Annotated in this window: 27 protein-coding genes and 1 tRNA gene; 14 read left to right on the top strand and 14 right to left on the bottom strand. The window is 66.4% G+C overall.

Annotated features, from left to right (window positions below; all coding sequences use genetic code 11):
* Positions 1–144 precede the first annotated feature (144 nt).
* Genes DFR49_RS16625 through DFR49_RS16665 form a run of 9 tightly spaced genes read right to left on the bottom strand, consistent with a single transcriptional unit; the run spans position 145 to position 5,975 of the window.
* Positions 145–411, bottom strand: a complete 267-nt coding sequence (locus DFR49_RS16625) for a hypothetical protein (protein WP_147373720.1) — start codon at positions 409–411, stop codon at positions 145–147.
* A complete protein-coding gene (locus DFR49_RS16630; protein ID WP_119036798.1) occupies positions 408–1,376 on the bottom strand; it encodes a DNA-methyltransferase in 969 nt (322 codons plus the stop codon). Before DFR49_RS16630 ends, DFR49_RS16625 begins: the two co-directional genes overlap by 4 nt.
* Positions 1,373–2,773: a DEAD/DEAH box helicase gene (locus DFR49_RS16635; RefSeq protein ID WP_211325925.1), complete on the bottom strand. Its 1,401-nt coding sequence runs from the start codon at positions 2,771–2,773 to the stop codon at positions 1,373–1,375. Before DFR49_RS16635 ends, DFR49_RS16630 begins: the two co-directional genes overlap by 4 nt.
* Complete coding sequence (locus tag DFR49_RS16640) at positions 2,770–3,135, bottom strand: hypothetical protein (RefSeq protein WP_170151043.1); 366 nt, start codon at positions 3,133–3,135, stop codon at positions 2,770–2,772. Before DFR49_RS16640 ends, DFR49_RS16635 begins: the two co-directional genes overlap by 4 nt.
* 12 nt (positions 3,136–3,147) lie before the next feature.
* Positions 3,148–4,305 carry a DNA polymerase III subunit beta gene (dnaN, locus tag DFR49_RS16645; protein WP_119036800.1) on the bottom strand — a complete coding sequence of 386 codons (1,158 nt, stop codon included), beginning with the start codon at positions 4,303–4,305 and terminating at the stop codon, positions 3,148–3,150.
* Complete coding sequence (locus tag DFR49_RS16650; protein ID WP_147373721.1) at positions 4,302–4,904, bottom strand: hypothetical protein; 603 nt, start codon at positions 4,902–4,904, stop codon at positions 4,302–4,304. The genes dnaN and DFR49_RS16650 overlap by 4 nt, the downstream gene beginning before the upstream one ends.
* Complete coding sequence (locus DFR49_RS16655) at positions 4,901–5,206, bottom strand: hypothetical protein (protein WP_119036802.1); 306 nt, start codon at positions 5,204–5,206, stop codon at positions 4,901–4,903. Before DFR49_RS16655 ends, DFR49_RS16650 begins: the two co-directional genes overlap by 4 nt.
* Positions 5,203–5,679, bottom strand: a complete 477-nt coding sequence (locus tag DFR49_RS16660) for a hypothetical protein (RefSeq protein ID WP_119036803.1) — start codon at positions 5,677–5,679, stop codon at positions 5,203–5,205. Before DFR49_RS16660 ends, DFR49_RS16655 begins: the two co-directional genes overlap by 4 nt.
* Complete coding sequence (locus tag DFR49_RS16665) at positions 5,676–5,975, bottom strand: carph-isopro domain-containing protein (RefSeq protein ID WP_147373722.1); 300 nt, start codon at positions 5,973–5,975, stop codon at positions 5,676–5,678. Before DFR49_RS16665 ends, DFR49_RS16660 begins: the two co-directional genes overlap by 4 nt.
* A gap of 84 nt (positions 5,976–6,059) precedes the next feature.
* On the opposite strand from DFR49_RS16665, the gene DFR49_RS16670 reads away from it, so the two are divergent.
* From DFR49_RS16670 to DFR49_RS16715, 11 genes are all read left to right on the top strand, one after another.
* Positions 6,060–6,755, top strand: a complete 696-nt coding sequence (locus DFR49_RS16670) for a S24 family peptidase (RefSeq protein WP_170151044.1) — start codon at positions 6,060–6,062, stop codon at positions 6,753–6,755.
* A gap of 81 nt (positions 6,756–6,836) precedes the next feature.
* Entirely contained in the window at positions 6,837–7,262 is a 426-nt protein-coding gene (locus DFR49_RS16675; protein ID WP_119036806.1) for a hypothetical protein, read from the top strand.
* Complete coding sequence (locus DFR49_RS16680; RefSeq protein ID WP_119036807.1) at positions 7,262–7,726, top strand: hypothetical protein; 465 nt, start codon at positions 7,262–7,264, stop codon at positions 7,724–7,726. Before DFR49_RS16675 ends, DFR49_RS16680 begins: the two co-directional genes overlap by 1 nt.
* Complete coding sequence (locus tag DFR49_RS16685; protein ID WP_119037267.1) at positions 7,723–9,609, top strand: DNA cytosine methyltransferase; 1,887 nt, start codon at positions 7,723–7,725, stop codon at positions 9,607–9,609. Before DFR49_RS16680 ends, DFR49_RS16685 begins: the two co-directional genes overlap by 4 nt.
* Entirely contained in the window at positions 9,606–9,800 is a 195-nt protein-coding gene (locus tag DFR49_RS16690; RefSeq protein WP_119036808.1) for a hypothetical protein, read from the top strand. The genes DFR49_RS16685 and DFR49_RS16690 overlap by 4 nt, the downstream gene beginning before the upstream one ends.
* Entirely contained in the window at positions 9,797–10,273 is a 477-nt protein-coding gene (locus DFR49_RS16695) for a hypothetical protein (protein WP_119036809.1), read from the top strand. Before DFR49_RS16690 ends, DFR49_RS16695 begins: the two co-directional genes overlap by 4 nt.
* Entirely contained in the window at positions 10,273–10,467 is a 195-nt protein-coding gene (locus tag DFR49_RS16700; RefSeq protein ID WP_119036810.1) for a hypothetical protein, read from the top strand. Before DFR49_RS16695 ends, DFR49_RS16700 begins: the two co-directional genes overlap by 1 nt.
* Positions 10,464–10,748, top strand: coding sequence for a hypothetical protein (locus tag DFR49_RS21760; RefSeq protein WP_147373723.1), 285 nt, complete (start codon positions 10,464–10,466; stop codon positions 10,746–10,748). Before DFR49_RS16700 ends, DFR49_RS21760 begins: the two co-directional genes overlap by 4 nt.
* A 4-nt stretch (positions 10,749–10,752) precedes the next feature.
* Positions 10,753–11,907: a tyrosine-type recombinase/integrase gene (locus DFR49_RS16705; RefSeq protein WP_119036811.1), complete on the top strand. Its 1,155-nt coding sequence runs from the start codon at positions 10,753–10,755 to the stop codon at positions 11,905–11,907.
* A 17-nt stretch (positions 11,908–11,924) separates the two neighbouring features.
* A tRNA-Gly gene (locus tag DFR49_RS16710) sits at positions 11,925–11,998 on the top strand.
* A gap of 132 nt (positions 11,999–12,130) precedes the next feature.
* On the top strand, positions 12,131–13,297 hold the full coding sequence (locus DFR49_RS16715) for an alpha-hydroxy-acid oxidizing protein (RefSeq protein ID WP_119036812.1): 1,167 nt from the start codon (positions 12,131–12,133) through the stop codon (positions 13,295–13,297).
* Between the two features lie 60 nt (positions 13,298–13,357).
* Here the strand turns inward: DFR49_RS16715 and DFR49_RS16720 are convergent, their stop codons facing one another.
* Complete coding sequence (locus DFR49_RS16720; RefSeq protein WP_119036813.1) at positions 13,358–13,690, bottom strand: PilZ domain-containing protein; 333 nt, start codon at positions 13,688–13,690, stop codon at positions 13,358–13,360.
* Between the two features lie 282 nt (positions 13,691–13,972).
* Positions 13,973–14,734, bottom strand: a complete 762-nt coding sequence (locus DFR49_RS16725) for a competence/damage-inducible protein A (protein ID WP_119036814.1) — start codon at positions 14,732–14,734, stop codon at positions 13,973–13,975.
* A gap of 66 nt (positions 14,735–14,800) precedes the next feature.
* On the opposite strand from DFR49_RS16725, the gene map reads away from it, so the two are divergent.
* The gene (gene map / locus DFR49_RS16730; RefSeq protein ID WP_119036815.1) at positions 14,801–15,628 is read left to right on the top strand and encodes a type I methionyl aminopeptidase; all 828 of its coding nucleotides are present in this window, start codon (positions 14,801–14,803) and stop codon (positions 15,626–15,628) included.
* A gap of 52 nt (positions 15,629–15,680) precedes the next feature.
* On the opposite strand, the gene DFR49_RS22275 is transcribed toward map, so the two are convergent.
* The 3 genes from DFR49_RS22275 to DFR49_RS16745 form a co-directional block, all read right to left on the bottom strand.
* Complete coding sequence (locus DFR49_RS22275; protein ID WP_245968608.1) at positions 15,681–16,250, bottom strand: hypothetical protein; 570 nt, start codon at positions 16,248–16,250, stop codon at positions 15,681–15,683.
* A gap of 138 nt (positions 16,251–16,388) precedes the next feature.
* Positions 16,389–17,033 carry a hypothetical protein gene (locus DFR49_RS16740; protein ID WP_119036816.1) on the bottom strand — a complete coding sequence of 215 codons (645 nt, stop codon included), beginning with the start codon at positions 17,031–17,033 and terminating at the stop codon, positions 16,389–16,391.
* Positions 17,030–17,332 (bottom strand): PadR family transcriptional regulator, encoded by a 303-nt coding sequence (locus DFR49_RS16745; RefSeq protein WP_342768478.1) that lies wholly within the window; start codon positions 17,330–17,332, stop codon positions 17,030–17,032. Before DFR49_RS16745 ends, DFR49_RS16740 begins: the two co-directional genes overlap by 4 nt.
* A 204-nt stretch (positions 17,333–17,536) precedes the next feature.
* Here DFR49_RS16745 and DFR49_RS16750 point away from each other — a divergent pair, with 204 nt between their 5' ends.
* Positions 17,537–17,875: a P-II family nitrogen regulator gene (locus tag DFR49_RS16750; protein WP_119036817.1), complete on the top strand. Its 339-nt coding sequence runs from the start codon at positions 17,537–17,539 to the stop codon at positions 17,873–17,875.
* A gap of 68 nt (positions 17,876–17,943) precedes the next feature.
* On the top strand, positions 17,944–19,356 hold the full coding sequence (gene glnA, locus DFR49_RS16755) for a type I glutamate--ammonia ligase (RefSeq protein WP_119036818.1): 1,413 nt from the start codon (positions 17,944–17,946) through the stop codon (positions 19,354–19,356).
* The last annotated feature ends 318 nt before the right edge of the window (positions 19,357–19,674 follow it).

Below are 19,674 nucleotides of genomic sequence, written 5' to 3' on the forward strand. Positions count from 1 at the left end.
CCCCGACGATCGCGCGCTTCGACGGCTGCGCATCGCGGATATGCGCCGGCATCCGCTCGATCAGCGCGAACAGCGTCAACGCCACCTCGCCCTCGATCGCCGCCGCCACCGCATCGGGCACCTGCTCGGCAAGGCTCTTCTTGGTCATCCGCCGGCCCCCACCATCTCGGCGGCCGTATCCTCGGCCAGCCGGCACAGCGTCGTCATCAGCGTACCGCCAGCGCCCGGCGCGATCATCTTGAGGTCGATCAGCGCCGCAACCATCGTCCCAAGCTGCATCGCCGCGCCCATCGTCGCCGCCATCACATCGGCCTCCTCGGGGTGACGGTCGCCATGATCCCGGCTCGCCGCCGTCATCGCCATCGCGTGGCGCCGCGCCGTCTCCGCCATGCCCCGATGATCACAGGTCACGCTGCATCCTCCCCGAACAATTCGGGCGGCCGGTCGTCGAGCGAGGTCAGGTTGCGCACTGCCTGCGCGAAATAGCTTGGCTTCAGCTCGATTCCGAGCCCGCGCCGTTTATGCTCGGCGGCGACATAGATCTCGCTGCCGATCCCCGCGAACGGGCTCAGCACCACGTCGCCGGGGTTGCTCCACAGGTCGACGCAACGCCGGATCACCTGGAGCTGGAGCGGCGCGATATGCCGCTCGTCGGCCCCGTCCCGGCCGCCGCGATATTGCAGCGTGTCACCGCTGGCGATGTCGTCCCACACCGGCGACGCGTAGCGCTGCCAGATCGCGATCGACCGCACGTCGATCGGGTTGGCGCGCGGGTTCGTCGAACCTGCCGCGGCATCGGCATCGACCGCCGCCGCACCCTCGCCATGATAATCGGTGAGCGGCCCCGCCACCGGCTCAGGGTTCACGCCGTCCTTGCGCAGCGTGACGACATAATCGGCGAACCCCTGCCGACTCATCGCACTGTCTTTCTTCACCTGCTTATGGAGCAGCCCCAGCGCCTTGGTCCGCTGCATCGCGGTCACCGGGTCTTTCCAGATGCACACCCGCGAATGGAATACGAAGCCGACAGCCTCCGCCGCGCGGATCAGGTCGCCGGGGAAATCCCACGCGCCGATCACGCCGTTGCGCGCCTTTGATCGCGGCATGTCCATGCAGTGCATCGACACCAGCCGCCCCGGCTTCAGCAATCGGAACAGCTCCGCCAGCACGAAGCCGAAATGCACGAAAAACTCGGCGTCGGTGCGGCAATTGCCGAGATCGCGATCGCTGTTCGAATAGGTGTAGAGCGAACTGAACGGCGGCGAGAATACCGAATAGCCGACGCTCTCGTCGGGCAATTGGCGCATCACCTCGATGCAATCGCCGTTATACAGCGCCCAGCCCTCGCCCTCGCGATAATCCAGCGCTTCGATCATGCCGCCACCAGAAAGCTCGGGGCCGCGACGGCCCGTGGATGATAGGGCGCGCGCTCGCGTGCCAGCGGCCGCGCATGAACGTCGGAAAAGCCCGCCATCGCGTCGACCATCGCCGCCATCATCGTCGCGGCCTGCGCTTCCTTGCGCCTGAGGTTCGCGACGACGGCGCCCTCGGCCTGCGCGGCGATCAGATGCGCATCGACGGCGCTCATCTGCCCGAACCGCCAGAACCGCCGGAGCGCCTGATAGAGCTGCTCGAAACTGTCGTTGAGCCCGACGAAGACGGTATCGTGGCAATGCTGCCAGTTCATCCCGAAACCGCAGATCGATGGCTTGGTCACCAGCACGCGCAGCCGCCCTTCGGCGAAATCGGCCAGCACCTCTTCCTTGCGCCCCTCGGGGTCGCTGCCGCGCACCTCGATCGCGCCGGGGATCGCCCGCGCCAGCGCGCTGCTTTCGTCGTTCAGGTTGCACCAGGCCACGCACGGCCGATCGTGCGCCACCGCCAGCGCCGCGCCAGCTTCGACGCGCGCACCGATCGACGCGCGCCGCGCCGCCAGCCGCTCCTGCATCGTCCGCGCCTCCAGCGGAAACAGCATCCCGCGCGCGCTATCGGCCGCAAACGGGCTGGCGACCGTCACCTGATGCGTCCTGAGCGGCGGCAGCACATAGCCCTCGTCCGAAAAGCCGAGGTCGGCGGGCGAGTTGAGCATCACCGCCCAGCTCGCCACCCACCGCCAGAAATCGCGCTCGGCATGGCGCTTCAGCCGCCATTTCGAGGTATCGCCGCCGTCGTGGATGAAGAACGTCGCCAGCATCTCGGCGTGCGTCATCACGCCGAGGAACTCGGCGTGATTGCCCAGCTCCATGAAGTCGTTGGGTGCCGGCGTCGCCGATGCCGCCAGTCTGAACGGCACCTGGGCACAACGCTCGATCAGCGCATTGCGCGTTTTGCCGTCGAATGCCTTCAGGATCGAACTCTCGTCGAGCCCGACGCCGCCGAACGCATCGATCTCGAACCGGTCGAGCTTGTCGTAATTGGTGACGTAAACGCCCGCACCGCCGATATCGTCGGCCGACGCGGCCCGCCGCACCTCAAGCCCGAACTTGTCGGCCTCCCTCACGAACTGCGGCGCCACTGCCAGCGGCGTCAGCAGCAGGACAGGGCGGTTCAGATGGCGCGCGACGGCATCCGCCCAGGCGATCTCCATCAGCGTCTTGCCCAGCCCCGTCCCCGCGAACAGCGCCGCGCGTCCACGCCGCAGCGCCCACGGCACGATCGCGCCCTGAAAATCAGCCAGCGATGATGGCAGGCCGGAAGGTTCGGCGATCCCCGTCATCGGGTCCAGCGCGGCTTTAGCCGCCAGAAAATCGGTATAGGAGGGCTGCGCGCTCACGACAGCGCCCGCTCGGCCGCGGGCAGGTCGCCATCCTCGAACACCCGCGCGAACATCGCCCGCGCCAGCCCCAGATCGCCCGCGCGAACATATCGGATGCCATCCTCGATCGCGCGCTCATTTGCGCCGTCGACCTTGCATTCCTCGGCGGCTTTGATGATCGCCTCATCACCTAACGCGTCGATCACCTCATCTTCGTCGACGACACAATCGAGCGCGATCTCATCATCCGCGCTATCGAAAATGCCGCTCTTGCCTGCCGCGATATTCTCCAGCCACGCGCGGCCGGAGAAACCTGCATCCATCAACGCCTTGGCCAGTTCGTCGGGCGAAAAGCTTTGTTCGAATGTAATCGTGCGCATCATCCTTCTCCCTCAAGCCCGCATCGGCATGATGACGGCGAGCACGTCGGGGTCTTTGTCCGACACGATCCGAACCGCCGCGCCCGGCCCGTCGATCGCCGCGCTCAGCACCGCCCCCTCGGCGAACACGCCGCACACCTGCGTCAAAAGCTGCGAATTCATGCCGAAGCGGATCGGCTCGCCCACATAGGTCGCGGCGAACGGCTCGCTCGCGCTCGATCCCGCCTGATCGCGCGCCGAAAGCTCGTGCTCTTCACCGGGCGCGAGATCGAACGCGATGCCGCGATGCTTGATCCTGTCGCCCTCGGCATTGACGACCGCCGTCACCGCCGCGGCGGCGTCCACCAGCGCATCGCGCACCACCGACAGCCGGTTTTTGCCCTCGGCGGGGATCACCCGCGTGTAATCGGGGAAGGCGCCGTCGACGAGCTTGCTCCACACCGCGATCCCCGGCAGGTCGATCGTCAGCAGCCCCTCGGCCACCGCGATCGCCACATCGGCCTCGACCTTGGCGAGCAGCTTGCACAGGTGCGTCACCGTCTTGGCGGGCACGATGATATCCGCCATCTTGCTCGCGCCCTTCGGCGCGGCACATTCGGCGCGGATCAGCCGCAGACCATCGGTCGCCGCCGCGCGCAGCTTGCGGTCGGCGATATGGAGGAGCACGCCGACCAGATAATACCGCGTTTCCTCGTTCGACATCGCGATCCGCGTCGTCTCGAACAGCCGCAACAGCCCCTTCGCAGGCATGGTGAAGCGCAACGCCGTCTCCGGCGCCGTCCGCTTGGGGAAATCGTCGGCGGGCAGCGTCGTGATCGTCCGCACGCCGCGCCCCTGCCTGATCGTCAGCGCCGACCGCCCGTCGACCGGCGCGATCGTCAGCGCGCCGGGCCTGAAGCTCGCCACCGCCGCCAGCACCTTGTCCTTCGGCGCCGTGGTGCGGATCGCGCCCGTCGCGGGCAGCGTGGCGCTCACTTCCACGTCCAGATCGGTGCCCGTCACCGTCATCACGCCGTCCTCGACGGCAAGCAGCAGGTTCGCCAGCACCGGGATCGTGTTGCGCGCCTCAACGACATCGCCCACCGCGCGCAGCGCCGCCAACAGCGCGTCGCGATCCACCTCGACGCTCACCGCATCCGGCGCGCCGTCCGCTTTCTTCTTCGCTGTCATCGGTCCTCCCTCACCAGCCCCGTCCGATGGCCGGTGGCGACGATCGTCACCTGGCGCAGCGTCGGCGCCTTCACCCGCTCGATCCGGATCCAGTTCATTTCCACCATCGCCGCCAGCACGCGCGCGATCTCGTCCACCGGCACGCGGGCACGGCTCGCGAGTTGCACGTCGGTCGGGCACGGCCGCCCCCAGCGCGCCGCGCGGCGCAGCGCCGGCATCACCGCGTTCATCACCGCCGCTTCACCGTCGATCGGCGCCTTGTCGGAAACCGGGGTCCGCGTGCCGCGCGTCGCCGCATCGATCGCGCGGCTCGATCGCTCCATCACGTAATTGCGCTGCGCCGTCCCGGCGATCGGCCGTTGCTTGAGGTGTACCAGCCCCATTTCGGCGAGCGAGCGCGCGCATGCCGCACCGGCCGCGCCCGGCGGCAGCCACGCCCGCGAGGCATAGATGAATTCATCGCCCGCGCGCGCCACCGCCAGCCACGTATCGATCATCCCGGCCGTCGCGATAACGCCCGCCGCCTCGTCGACCACCTCGGCCAGCGGCCCGATCGCATAGCGCGGCCGTTCGGCCTTTTCGCGAACACGCGCCATCATGCCGCCCGCCGCCCACATCGAGCAGAACCGTCGCGCGGCGCGACCGGATCGAACCAGCCGCCCGCCGCCGGCCGCCGCCAGTCGCGCCGGTCGATAAAATCGCTCGTCACCGCGCCGATCCGCTGCGCCAGATGCGCCGCCGGCACGATCTCGCCCGCCAAAATCCGGTCGACGAAGCTCACATGGCTGCCCATCGCCGCCGCAAACGCGTCATAGGCATCGGGGCCAAGCTGTCCGATCCACCACGCCAGCCGCCGCGCGCCCTCGTTGGGCACCGTCGCGATCAGGTGCATCCGGCTCATGCCTCCGCCTCGGCGATCGCTTCGAGCATCGCCTGCAACTGCACGCTCGCCTCGATCGCCTCGCGCGCTTCGCGCAGCAGATCGTGTTTCGAAATCTTGGCGGCGGTGATTTGCCCATTGCCCATCGCGTCGAACAGCCGCGCCGTCACTTCGCTCGCCTCCTTGGCGTGCCGCGCCGCGCAGGCGTTCAGATCGTCGCCGAGCCCCTGCGGGTCGGGCAGCGCGACGAACGCGCCGCCGTTGTTGCGGCACATCAGCCGCGTGATATGCGGCCACCCCGCGCGCTCGCGCGTCAGCGGCTCCAGGTCGAGCACCACGTCGAGCGCGACGAAGCTGTCGTCGTGGTTGACCGATTGGTTGTCGCCGAGCGTCGATTTGCCGACCCGGCACAGCCCCGCCGACGCCTCCAGCCCGCCGACGCCCTTGATCATCTCGGCGGTCGCCCGCTTGATGGCGAGCTTCTCGGGCGTCACGCCGCCACCTCGCTGGCGGAAACATGATCCGCCTTTCCGGCTGACGGCGGCACCGACTCGGCGGTATCGCTGTCGGCATGAAGAACATCGTCCGCCACGTCCGGCCGCCCGAGCGGAAAGACGACATCTTCGGCCGTAACGTCGAGGCCCAGCTCCTGCGCCTTTTCAAGCACGGCAGGCTGTCGCCCCGCCGGAACACGCCCGGAGGTCTTCCAGCTTTGCACGGTCGAAGGGGCCTCGCGTAGATGCTCGGCCATCGGCCTCACCCCACCAAATTTGTCGAACAGCGTCATCATGGGGTGAGCTTGTGCGATACATTCGCACAAGATGCAACGATTAATTCGCACATACAGCGTGCGAGTTTTTCGCCTAATGGGCAAATGACCGATCTAGGCCCCGTCACCGCCCGCCTGAAGGCATTGCGTGAACACGCGAAAATGACCGTGCGCGCCACCGCCGAAGCGTTGGACATGCCGTCATCCACCTATGCGGCATATGAAGACCCGAAAAAGTTCAAAAAGTCGCTGTTGCCCCTCCATCTCGCCGAGCGTCTCGCCGACATCTTCGAGCCACATGGCACCCCGCGCGATCTCATCATGGGACTTGCGGGGGTAACGGCCTCGGGAGCGCTCAAGGCTGCGCCCGAGGATTTGGCTGACCGCCTCGATGCCGTCCTGCTGCCCGAAATCGAGGTCGGCTATTCGATGGGCGGCGGCGCTGATATCAGTGATTACCCGGTTACGCAGATGGTGCCGTTCAGCCGGGCCTGGTTGAGCAACTTGACCCACTCGCCCGCATCGATGCTGTTCGTCGCACGCGGCGACGGCGACTCGATGATGCCAACCCTGCTCGATCAGGACATTGTGATCATCGATCGCTCGCAGCAGGTGATGAAGCAGCAGGATCGCATCTGGGCCGTCAGCTATGCCGGTTTCGGAATGATCAAGCGCCTGCGCCAACTCCCAGATGGCACGCTCCAGATCAACAGTGACAATCCTGCCGTGTCGCCCATCATCGCGAGCGACGGAGAAGCGTTTCTGATCGGCCGCGTCGTGGGCGTCATCAGGCGCATCTAGCGCGCAACCGCTTGTGCGATATTTTCGTTTGACTTTGTGCGACAGTTTCGCACATACGCGGTTCCGAAAGGAGCCGCACGCATGGCCACGCTTCCCAACCAAACCATCGATCCAGCCGACGATCATTCGATGCGCACCGCATGGGTCGATGACGATGGCACCTTCCACGCCGCGCCGGATTTCGACGCCACCCCGCTGACCAGCCCGGCGATCCTCGCCTCGCTCGATACGGCGGCGACCGAGGCCGCTTTCGATCCCGCGCTGCGCGACACGATCCGCGCCGACAGCCTCCCCGCCTATACCAACGACGCCGCCATCCCGACGCGCGCGCACCCGATGATGCGGCCTGCGCCCGACGACTGGCTGACAGACATCACCCGCTGGACGCTCGCCAATGGCGATCGCGTCAACCGCTGGATCGAAATCGCCGTTGTCGCCCTCGCGATCGCGATGATCGTCATGATGGCGTCCCGCGCGATCCCGGCCCTGCTGGCGGGGGCACTGTAATGAACGCCCCCTACGCCACCCTGCCCGAACTCCAGACATGGGCCACCGCGCAAATGCAACGGCGCCCCGATCTCATCATCGGCAAGCCGACGTATCTACGCCGCTGGTGGATCGTCCCGCGCAACGAGCAGCAGAACGTCTATCTGCATCAGGGCTTGCGCGACGATGACGATCGCGCGCTGCACGATCATCCGTGGGACAACGCGTCGTTCCTGCTGGTCGGCCGATACCGCGAGATCACGCCGCACGGCACCTTCGTGCGCGAGGCCGGTTCGCTGATCCATCGCAAGGCAACCGACGCGCACCGCCTCGAACTCGTCGATGGCCAGCCCTTCGTCTCGCTGTTCTTCACCGGCCCCAAGGTCCGCGAATGGGGTTTCCTGTGCCCGAAGGGCTGGGTCCACTGGCAGGATTTCACCGCGGGCGAGCACGGCGAACTGGTCGGTGCGGGGTGCGGCGAATGACCCCCCTCATCGTCGACAATTTCGCCGGTGGTGGTGGCGCATCGACCGGTATCGAGGCCGCGCTCGGTCGCGCCGTCGATATCGCCATCAACCACGACGAACAGGCGATCAGGATGCACGAGGTCAATCACCCCGGCACCCGCCATATCCGCAACAACATCTGGCAGATCGACCCGCGCGACGTGTGCGAGGGCCGATCTGTGCAACTCGCGTGGTTCTCGCCCGACTGCAAACATTTCAGCAAGGCGAAGGGTGGCAAGCCGCGCGAAAAGAGCATCCGCGATCTGGCATGGGTCGTCGTGCTGTGGGCCAAGCGCGTTAGGCCGACCGTCATCCTGCTCGAAAACGTCGAGGAATTCCGCACCTGGGGGCCGCTCGACGACGAAGGCCGGCCGATCAAGGCGCGCAGCGGCGAGACATTCGAGAAATGGTGCCGCGAACTGCGCAAAGCCGGATACAAGCTCCAGTTCCGTGAACTACGCGCCTGCGATTACGGCGCGCCGACGATCCGCAAGCGCTTCTTCATGATCGCGCGCGTCGACGGTCTGCCGATCGCTTGGCCCGCCCCGACGCACGGCAAGCCCGATTCCCCCGAGGTGCTGAGCGGCAAGCGCAAGCCGTGGCGCACGGCGGCCGAGATCATCGATTGGTCGATCCCATGCCCGTCCATCTTCGAGCGCAAAAAGCCCCTCGCGGACAAGACGCTGCGACGCATCGCGCACGGCATCATGAAGTTCGTGGTGAACAACCCGAAGCCCTTCATCGTGCCGCTGACACACCATCAACCCGGCGCACGCGGCGCCTCGATCGACGATCCAATGGCGACCGTCACCGGAGCAAACCGCGGCGAACACGCGGTTATCGTACCGCACGTCACCAAGTTCCGCACCAACGCGATCGGGCAGTCGGTCGAAGATCCTCTCGCGACGGTAACCGCCAATAGCTTCGTAAAGCGCCCCGGTGGTGCGGCACCGCTTGGGGTGGTTGAGGCGACGCTCAAGCATGCCGATTTCATCTGCGCCGCATGCGGTGACGAAAATGCCGGCACATGGTGGCCGACCTGCGAATGGTGTGGTCATGAGCAGGGTGAGGAGCTTGCCGCCACCTTCGTCTCCTATGCGCAGCAGGGCGGCGCGAACCGCTCAGCCGACGATCCGCTTCACACCGTCACCGCGTCTAAGAAGGACCACAACACGGCGGTCGCTGCGTTTCTCGCGCCTTACTACGGCGAGAAAGCTGACGGTCGCGTACGCGCTGGCAACCCGGCCGATGAACCACTTCGGACATCAACTGCCGAGAACCGCTTTGGCGTCGTCTGTGCGCACATCGAGCAGGCGAACGGCGGCCCGAACAACGATCACCTTGCCGGGCGGCCAGCCGATGCGCCCCTGTCGACCATCGCGACCAGCGGCAGTCAGCAGCGGGTGGTGACATCGAACCTGCTCAAGCTGCGCGGCACCTGCCGCGACGGCCAGCCGACCGACAAGCCGCTGCACACGATCAGCGCGGGCGGCACCCACATGGCCGAGGTCCGCGCATTCCTGATCAAATATTACGGCAACGAGAACGACGGCCACGGCCTCGACAGGCCGATCGGCACCGTCACGGTGCAGGATCGCTTCGGCCTCGTCACGGTGACGATCGAAGGCGAGGAATACGTTATCGTCGATATCGGGATGCGCATGCTCACCCCGCGCGAATTGTTCGCCGCGCAGGGCTTCCCGCCTGATTACATCATCGATCGCGATTCCGCCGGCCTGCCGATCACGAAGACGGCACAGGTCGCCAAATGCGGCAACAGCGTCTGCCCACCGATCGCCCAGGCGCTCGTCGCTGCGCAATTCCCGGTCGAGCGGCGCGACGCCGCGAGGAAAGTGGCATGAAAGCTCGCGCCATCACACTAGCCGCCGCGCTCTATGCGTGCATCGCGATCGTCACGTTCGGGCACGCCGCCGCCAACCACGCCTGCGATAGATCGCCCTATGCCCCCAACTGCGCGGGTCAGGCATCGATCAACGCGTTCGTGGCCGCGGCGGTATGGCCGCTCTATTGGTCGTGGGAGGCGTGGTCATGAACCGCGCCGATGCCCCACGCCTCGCCCACGAGATCGACGCGCTCGCCGATGCCGCGCGCTACCTGCTCCGCCAGCGCGAGGCGCAATATCCGCGCCTGATCGAGGCGGGCAAGCTCAAGCAGGCCGACGCCGTCGAAAAGCTCGAACGCGCCCGCGCGCTGGTCGCACAGTGGAATTGGGCCGCCGATCGCACCGCCGGCCCGATCGATTGGGAGGCGCACGATCCCAACCGCGGCGCCTTCGGCCCGTGGAATTACGAACTGCTCGACGAAATCACCACCGCCGCCGCGCGTCAGCGTATTGCCGCCGATCGTGTGCCCAACGATGCCGGCGCCGCCCGGCTCGCCGATCTCTATGCCGCGCTCGCTTGGTGGCAGGCCGAGTGCGCGGGCGTCGCCCGCATCGTCATGGAAACCGACGTGCGCCGCCGCGGCGCGCTACGCCAGCCCGATCGCCTGCGCGAGGCCGCGTGATGGGCGTGCAGGAAAGGATTAAACCGGCCTACGCCAACAAGGCGAAGATCAGAAACCTGGTCGAGACCGCGCGCGAGCTCGGCCTTGACGTGGCGGGGATCGAAGTCTCTCCTGACGGCTCTATCCGAGTCGTCGAGGCGCGCGCGATCCCGCGGCCGACCAGCCTCTTCGATCAGCTCGAGGATCAGCTTTGACCATGACCGACTGGCGACCAATTGATTCCGCGCCGCTCGACGGCAGCGAGGTCCACGTCAAGCGCGTGCACAGGGGGCGCCTGGTCGCCGAGGGCAAAGCCGTGTGGAATACGCCAGTTGCGGCCGCGCCGATGCTTGAACCAATTGGCCCTGATCCGTTGAACCGTCCAGTAGACTACGGTCGCGAACTGCGCGAGATCGAAGCAGCGGAGGTCACGCCACGCTGGATGAAGTCAGACCGCATGCACGCGTTTCCTAGTCCGACGCACTGGCGCCCATAAACCGATGGCCGTCCAGTTCATCAAAAGCGCCCGCCGCGGCAAGCCCGTCACCTGGTACATCTACGCCTTCCGCGGCGGCCCCCTCATCCGCAAGGTCGAGCAACCCCGCAAGCCGACGCTGACGAAGGCGGATCACACCGCAATCGCCGCCGCACTGGCCGATGATCGGTCGGTCAACCCGCAAACCTTTTGCTCGATCATCCGCAAGTGGTGCCCGGCCAACCCGCAGGACGATGACAACGAGGCCAAGGCGAGCCCCGAATGGCGCGCGCTCGCCCGGTCGACCCGCAGAAACTGGCGCGGCCATATCGATCTGATCGAGAATCGGTGGGGCAAGTTTCCAACGGCGATCTGGAACGACCCCAGGATGGTCGCCAAGGTGGTGAAGTGGCGGGATGAGCGCGCCAAGACGCCGCGATCCGCCGATGTCGGCGTGACGGTGCTGTCCGTCCTGCTCGAATTTGCGCGGCTGCGGGGCTATATCGCGATCAACGTCGCCCGCGAGATACCCAACCTCTACAAGGGCGGCGATCGCGGCGAGATCGTCTGGACCGCCGACGATATCGCCAAATTCGAGGCCAAGGCGCACTATCTCAAGCGGCCGCATCTGATCGATGCGCTCCGGCTTGCTGCGGTCACCGGCTTGCGCCGCGAGGATCTGGTGTCGCTCACCTGGGATCAGATCGGCGAGTTCGCCATCGTCAAAAAGGCACTCAAGCGCAGTCGGGGCAAGCGCCGCCGCGCCGTCATCCCGCTGACCCCGCAGCTCGAAACGGTGCTGGCGGACCTGCGCACCCGGCCACGCGCATCCGGCGTCAGCACGGTGCTGGTCAACACCCGCGGTCGACCGTGGACCGGCGACGGGCTTGGCGGCAGCTTCAACCGCATCCGCGACGCAGCCGACATCGTTCACATCGACGAGGATGGCAACCGCCGCCTCAAACATCTGCACGATGTTCGCGGCACATTCTGCACTATGTTGCTGACCGAATGGGAGCTAACCGATCAGGAAGCGGCCGACGTTATGAGCTGGTCGCCCGAACGCGTTGCGTCGATCCGCAAAGTCTATGTTGACCACAAGCGGGTGGTTGTGGCACTCGCCGAGCGCATCGCTGCAAAACAAGTTGCAAAACAGTCTGGCGCCACAGGCAGAAAATAAAGCGATTTCAATCCGATGCGGGTGTAGCTCAATGGCAGAGCAGAAGCTTCCCAAGCTTACGACGAGGGTTCGATTCCCTTCACCCGCTCCAAACCGGCCGATGCCCCGTTCGCCGCGGTGGCGGTCTTGATCGCAACATGCGGCGCCCCATCCGGCAATTCGATCCACCCGCGCTTGACACCGCACCGACCTTCCTTCGCAATGTGGCGTGGAGGAGAGGTCGATGGCGCAGTTCGGCGATTACCAGAATGAGATCTACGCCGCCGGGTTGCGCGGCGTGCTCCCCAAACTCCCGGTCGATGCCGCGACGCTCGAAGCGCGGGCCGAGGCGGCGATGCCGCCGCATGTGCTCAACTACGTCCAGGGCGGCTGCGGCGACGAGGCGACCCAGCGCCGCAACAGCACCGCCTTCGCCGATTGGGGGATGGTGCCGCGGATGATGGTCGACACGCGCGTCCGCGATCTGTCGATCGAGCTGTTCGGCCTCACGCTGCCGACCCCGATCTTCCTGAGCCCGATCGGCGTCACCGGCATCTGCACCGCTGACGGGCACGGTGATCTCGCCGCCGCGCGCGCCTCTGCGGCGACGGGCGTGCCGATGATGGTCTCGACGCTCGCCAACGATCCGCTCGAACGCGTGGCCGAGGCGCTGGGCGACACGCCGGGCTTTTTCCAGCTTTATACCCCCAGGCATGAGGGGCTGACCGAAAGTCTCGTCGCCCGCGCCGAGGCGGCGGGCTACAAGGGGATCGTCGTCACGCTCGATACCTGGGTGACCGGCTGGCGACCGCGCGATCTCAACACCGGCAATTTCCCGCAATTGCGCGGGGCTGTGCTGGCCAATTATTTCAGCGATCCGGTGTTCCGATCCCTGCTCGCACGGCCGCCCGAGGACGATCCCGCCGCCGCGGTGATGACCTGGGCGGCGACCTTCGGGCGCGTGCTGACGTGGGACGACATGGCGTGGCTGCGCTCGCTGACGTCGCTGCCGATCATCCTCAAGGGGCTCTGCCACCCCGACGACGCGCGCCGCGCGATCGATGCGGGCGCCGACGCGATCTTCTGTTCGAACCACGGCGGGCGGCAGGCCAACGGCGGGATCGCGGCGATCGACATGCTGCCCGATGTCGTCGCAGCGGCGGGCGATGTGCCGGTGCTGTTCGATTCGGGCGTGCGATCGGGGAGCGATGTCGTGAAGGCGCTCGCGCTCGGCGCCCGCGCGGTCGGGATCGGGCGGCCGTTCGTCTACGGCCTCGCGCTAGACGGCGCCGAGGGCGCGGCGCATGTCATCAAATGCCTGCTCGCCGAGGCCGATCTGCTGATGGCGGTCAACGGCTATCCGACGCTTGCCGACGTCCGCGCGGCAGGCGCGACCCGGCAGCGAAGGTGATGGAAAGGTGAGTCCAAACACTCCCGGACTGCGGGGATCATTTCTGTAACGTAACAATCATCACGCGATGATCGTCGTCGCGATCCCGGCAGTGCGTAGCGCGGTGCGGTAGATCATCTGATCGAGCGGTTCGAGGAACACGCAGCCCGAGGCATATTGATCGCTCCACACGACGCGCGCGAGCTGCGGCTCGCTGTCGGCAAGCTTAAGCCACACCGAGCTGCCCGGCGCCAGCCGTTCGGCGGCGACGCGGAAGCCGTAGCGCGAAATATCGAGCAGCCGCGTCTCGACGCGCTGCTTGCCGAGCGCGCGCACGCCGACGCGCGCGCCGGTCGTCCGCCGTCGCGCGCGGCGCTTTTCGGAAACCTCGATGATCGGCGCTTCGAGACCCATTCGCTTTCCCCGCGAGCATGTATGCCCGGACGACGCTAGATCGCTATAGCTAACGCGACGTTAAGAGCCTGATTCGAAATTCGGCGCCGGCCCGCTCCCCAAACCCGTTCGTCCCCGGACTTGATCCGGGGTTGTCGAAGCACCGTCCTTCGTGCCGCAAGTGATTAACGAGCCCATCGCAGAACGGCCCCCTTCGACTGCCTGCCAAGGCAGGCGCTCAGGACAGGCTTCGACAAGCTCAGGGCGAACGGTTCAACGTAAAGGCATCGCACTCTAGGCGCGTCAGATGCCGCCGTCGACCGGGGTGTACCCCGCTGTGACCAGCCGCGCGGCAAGATCGGCGAGGCAGGTATCGACCAGCGCGGCATCGGTCGCGCGGACGACGAAGTTGGCGCCGCCGGTGCCGTCGCGAAAGAAAGGATAGCTGCCGATCACGACGCCCGCATGATCATGCTCGGTCGAGCGCAGCAGATCGGCGACCTCGCTTTCGGCTACCCAGCAGCCGATCGTCCGGCTGATCAGCGGTGTCCCGCCCTCGAGCGTGCCGGTCAGCGCGTCGAGCATCCCGGCGGTGATGTGCGGCACCCCCGCCATCACGAAGATGTTGCCGATCCTGATCCCCGGCGCGCCCGACATGCGGTTCTCGATCAGCGCGGCGCCTTCGGGCACGCGCGCCATGCGCTTGCGCGCCTCGGTCAATTGCTCGCCGCGACGCGCATAATGGCGCTCGAGGATCGCCAGCGCTTGCGGATGATGGACGACCGGCACGCCAAGCGCGGCGGCGATCGCATCGACGGTGATGTCGTCGTGCGTCGGCCCGATCCCGCCGGTGGTGAAAACATAATCGTTGCGCGCGCGCAGATCGTTGACCGCCTCGACGATCGCCGCCGTCTGGTCGCCCACGATCCGCACCTCGACGAGGCGGATGCCCTGAACGTTCAGCCAGGCGGCGATCTGGGCGACGTTCCTGTCTTGCGTGCGGCCCGAGAGAATCTCGTCGCCGATCACCGCCAGGGCGGCGGTCCAGATACGCATGGGTGCCATCGCCCGCCCGCATAGCCGAACCCGCCCCCCTCGCAAAGCGCCGCCGTTGCCGCTATATCGCCGCTCATGACAGATTATGTGACCATCACCGCCGATGCCCCGATGGGCCGCACCGGCGCCATCAAGCTGTTCGACGAGCCCTCGTTCGAAGGCATGCGCCGCGCCGGGCGGCTCGCCGCCGAGGTGCTCGACATGCTCGTGCCGCACGTCGTGCCCGGCGTCGAGACGCAGGCGCTCGACGAGATGATCCGCAATCATATCGTCCGCGCGGGCGGCGTGCCCGCGACGCTCGGCTATCGCGGCTACACGCATTCGAGCTGCATCTCGATCAACCATGTCGTGTGCCACGGCATTCCGGGCAGCAAGACGCTCAAGAAGGGTGACATCGTCAATGTCGACGTGACGCCGATCCTCGACGGCTGGCACGGCGATTCGAGCCGGATGTATCTGGTCGGCGATGTCGGGGTGAAGGCGAAGCGGCTGGTCGACGTCACCTATGAATGCCTCATGATCGGCATCGATCAGGCGAAGCCCGGCAATCACCTCGGCGATATCGGCCACGCCATCCAGCAACATGCCGAGGCGCATCGTTACGGCGTGGTGCGCGATTTCTGCGGCCACGGCGTCGGCCGGCTGTTCCACGACGCACCCGAGGTCGTCCACGCCGGCCGCCCCGGCACCGGCCCCGAGTTGAAGCCCGGCATGATCTTCACGATCGAGCCGATGATCAACATCGGCCGCCCCGACGTGAAGATTCTCGACGACGGCTGGACCGCGGTGACCCGCGATCGTTCGCTCTCGGCGCAGTTCGAACATTCGATCGGCATCACCGAGACCGGCTGCGAAATCTTCACCACCAGCCCCAAGGGCCTCGACAAGCCGCCCTACGCCTGACGGGCGAAGGGCGGCGAGCACGGCAGTGCCAGCAGCCCCCGCCGCAAGCAAATCAGGCGATGCGCTTGAAGTGGAAGGTGCGCACGAACGGCGCGCCGTCCCCGTCGGTGTCCGCCGCGGATTCGGTCATCTCCTTGCCGTCCGCCGAGATCGTGTAGACGCGGACCGACGCCAAGCCCTTGTCCTTGGCCAGGCTCATGACCAAAACATCGGGCGCCGGCGAACTGAACGCGGCGCTGTCGGCTTCCGCCGTATCGCCCTCGGCCCGCACCGCCTTGCCGTCGCGCCGATATTCCGAGGCGGCCTGCCGGACGCTGCCGTTCGGCGCGGTGATCTCGATCACGGTCCGCCACCGGCCCGCGCCGACATCCTCGAACGCGAAGGTCACCCGCTTGGGGGCCGGGCCGTAGGTATCGGGCATCCGCGCGAGATCGAGTTCCCATTTGCCGAGGAAAGGCGATTGCCCGGCCGCCGCCGACGGCGCGAGCCCCTCCAATCGCGGGCCGGACGCCATCTCGTGGGCGGCGGCATAGCCCGATTGGGCGAGAGCGAGGCCCGCGATCAGGGCCGCGACGGCGATACGCCGGCTTGCTGCTTTGGGTTCTGGACGTTTGTGCATCATGAGACATCTCCAGTGGGTCGACGGTTGATTTGTGCGTCCGGCGCGCGCGAGTCCCCGCCGCGACACGGGCGGGCGTGCGCGAGAGGCAGGCGTTCGGGATGTTGCTCCGAAGAGAGGGGGCGCGGGAAAGCTGGTCGCTTACCCGGGATGTTCGTCCACGGCCGCGGGGAAAAGCTGGGCATGCCACCGGACAACGACCGCGATCGTGGCCAGCTCGATCGCCAGCACGCCGCCCTGCAACAGCGCTTGCGAACTATCGAGAAACAGCACGCCCATGAAGATGACGAGCGTCGCCGAGGCCGCCAGCGTGAGCGTCCCGATCCGCCTGACCCGGTCCCATTCGCGTTGCAGCATCGCTTGCGCGATCCCCAGATGCCCCACGCCAAGCAGCAGAAGGAGGAAGGCGAGCGGGGTAACGGCGGTCTGATAGACGCCGCGGATAAGCGCTTCGTGCTCGGCCCCCACCAGCAGCGCGCCGGAAAGCCCTTCGCGTCCGGGATACAGATAGGGCAGGCCGAACAGCGCGCACCCGATCTGAAGTGCAGCCATCGGAATCATCACGCCGAGCGCCAGCGCGTAATTGGTCAGCGTGTAGCGGCCCTCCTCACGCGTCAGCATCTCGCGCCAGGCCGCAACAAGGCATCCTGTCGCGAATGACAGCGATCTGCCTTCCGGGATCGCGGTGTCGAATTCCGCCCGCATCGCGGCCGACCATTCGTGGCGGCTCTCGTCCATGCAGCACATGGCCAGCGCCATGACGGCCCGAGACAGCGCGGCTTTCATGCGATCGCCGTCCTTGGATCGAGGCGTCCCCGATCCTCCGACTGTTCGAGCGCGAGCGCGAAGCCGGCGGCGGTCAACCGGTAGGCGTGCCGCGCGGGCCGCCCCGGCTGCGCCGGTTCGCGCCACTCGGCCTCGACGAGCCCCTGATCGGTCATGCGCATCAGCAAGGGGTAAAGCGTCCCCGATGACAGGCCCGTCTCTTTCATGAGATCATACCCGTGCCGCCATTCCCGGCGTCGCGCGGACAGCGCCTCAAGAAGGAGTCGCATCTGCTTCGACGGTTGTCGTTTGCGTGCCATGGCAGAAGTACAACATATGTAGATTTAAGAGTCAAGCGGTCGTTTGACGGGGGACGCTGCCTCATTTTCGGGCAGCAATCGCGGCGCTGCGCACGAATTGGGCAGGCGGCGGTGCGATTCGCCCATGACGGGCACGTTTTCTTGCCGATCACCGGCTGGCACGGTTATTGAAACCGCAGGCCGTGGGCGGGAGTAGAAGCACGCATGAAAAAGATCGAAGCGATCATCAAGCCGTTCAAGCTCGATGAGGTGAAGGAAGCGCTGCACGAAGTAGGCGTATCGGGGATCACCGTGACCGAGGCGAAGGGCTTCGGGCGCCAGAAGGGCCATACCGAACTCTATCGCGGCGCCGAATATGTCGTCGATTTCCTGCCCAAGGTGAAGCTCGAGGTCGTCGTTGAGGACGGCCTCGCGCCGCGCGTCGTCGAGGCGATCGCGGCGGCGGCGCAGACGGGCCGGATCGGCGACGGCAAGATCTTCGTCACCGCGATCGAGACCGCGCTGCGCATCCGCACCGGCGAGCGCGACGAGGAAGCGATCTGACCCCCCACACGCCCTCCCCTAACCCCTCCCGCGAGCGGGAGGGGAATTACGAAGGAAAGACGAGCATCATGGCGAACACGGCCGCGGACATTCTCGCGAAGATCAAGGACGAGGAGATCGAATGGGTCGATCTCCGTTTCACCGATCCCAAGGGCAAGTGGCAGCATCTGACGATGGTGGCCGGGCTGATCGGCGAGGATGAACTCACCGACGGTCTGATGTTCGACGGCTCGTCGATCGCCGGCTGGAAGGCGATCAACGAGAGCGACATGATCCTCATGCCCGATCTCGACGCGGTCTATACCGATCCGTTCTCGGCGACGCCGATGCTGATCGTGTTCTGCGACGTCGTCGAGCCCGCGACCGGCGAGGGCTATTCGCGCGATCCGCGCACCACCGCCAAGCGCGCCGAGGCGTATCTGGGCGCAACCGGGATCGGCGACACCGTCTATGTCGGCCCCGAGGCCGAATTCTTCATGTTCGACGACGTGCGCTTCGAGAACAGCTATTCGACCAGCTATTACAAGATCGACGATATCGAGCTGCCGGGCAATTCGGGCCGCGAATATGACGGCGGCAACATGGGCCACCGCCCGCGCGCCAAGGGCGGCTATTTCCCCGTCGCGCCGGTCGATTCGGCGGTCGACATCCGCGGCGAGATGGTCGCGACGATGATCGAGATGGGGCTGCCGTGCGACAAGCACCACCATGAGGTCGCCGCCGCGCAGCACGAACTGGGCCTCACCTTCGGCACGCTGACGCAGACCGCGGACCGGATGCAGGTCCACAAATATGTCGTCCACCAGGTCGCGCACGCCTACGGCAAGACCGCGACCTTCATGCCCAAGCCAATCAAGGACGACAACGGCTCCGGCATGCACACCCATTTCTCGATTTGGGAAAAGGGCCAGCCGCTGTTCGCGGGCAACGGCTATGCCGGGCTGAGCGACATGTGCCTCTATTTCATCGGCGGCGTCATCAAGCACGCCCGCGCGCTCAACGCCTTCACCAACCCGACCACCAACAGCTACAAGCGGCTGGTGCCGGGCTTCGAGGCACCGGTGCTGCTCGCCTATTCGAGCCGCAACCGTTCGGCATCGTGCCGCATCCCTTACGGCACCGGCGCCAAATCGAAGCGCGTCGAGTTCCGCTTCCCCGACGCGATGGCGAACCCGTATCTGTGCTACGCCGCGATCCTGATGGCGGGGCTCGACGGCATCCAGAACAAGATCCACCCCGGCGAGGCGATCGACAAGAACCTCTACGATCTGCCGCCGGCCGAACTGGTCAACGTGCCGACCGTTTCGGGGTCGCTCCGCGAGGCGCTGGTCGCGCTCCAGGAGGATCACGACTTCCTGCTGAAGGGCGACGTTTTCACCAAGGACCAGATCGATTCCTATGCGGACCTCAAGTGGGAGGAAGTGATCCGCTTCGAGACCACGCCGAGCCCGGTGGAATATGATATGTACTACAGCGCCTGAGGCCGGCGACGTCCGGCCGGTGCGCACCAGCGCACAGGCGCTGTCGGCCGGCCTCGCGCACGCGAGGACCGACGGCGCGGCTTCGCCGCGGCGGCATTGAAGATCATGAGGGGCGCCCGAAACGATCCGGGCGCCCCTTTTCGTTTCCGTCGAGCCGGACTGGTTCCGATCCAGAGAGCCGCGGATGCTGGCGCTGGTGGAGGGTTGGATGCCGGAACACGTCCGGCATGACGGTTGCGATGGGAGCGATCGGTCGATTTCAATGGCTTGCCCGCGACTCCCCACAAGGTGCGCCGCCTCGAGAATCGGCCGCCTTCC

This window comes from Hephaestia caeni, assembly GCF_003550065.1.
In the GTDB taxonomy this organism is placed as follows: Bacteria; Pseudomonadota; Alphaproteobacteria; order Sphingomonadales; family Sphingomonadaceae; genus Sphingomonas; species Sphingomonas caeni_A.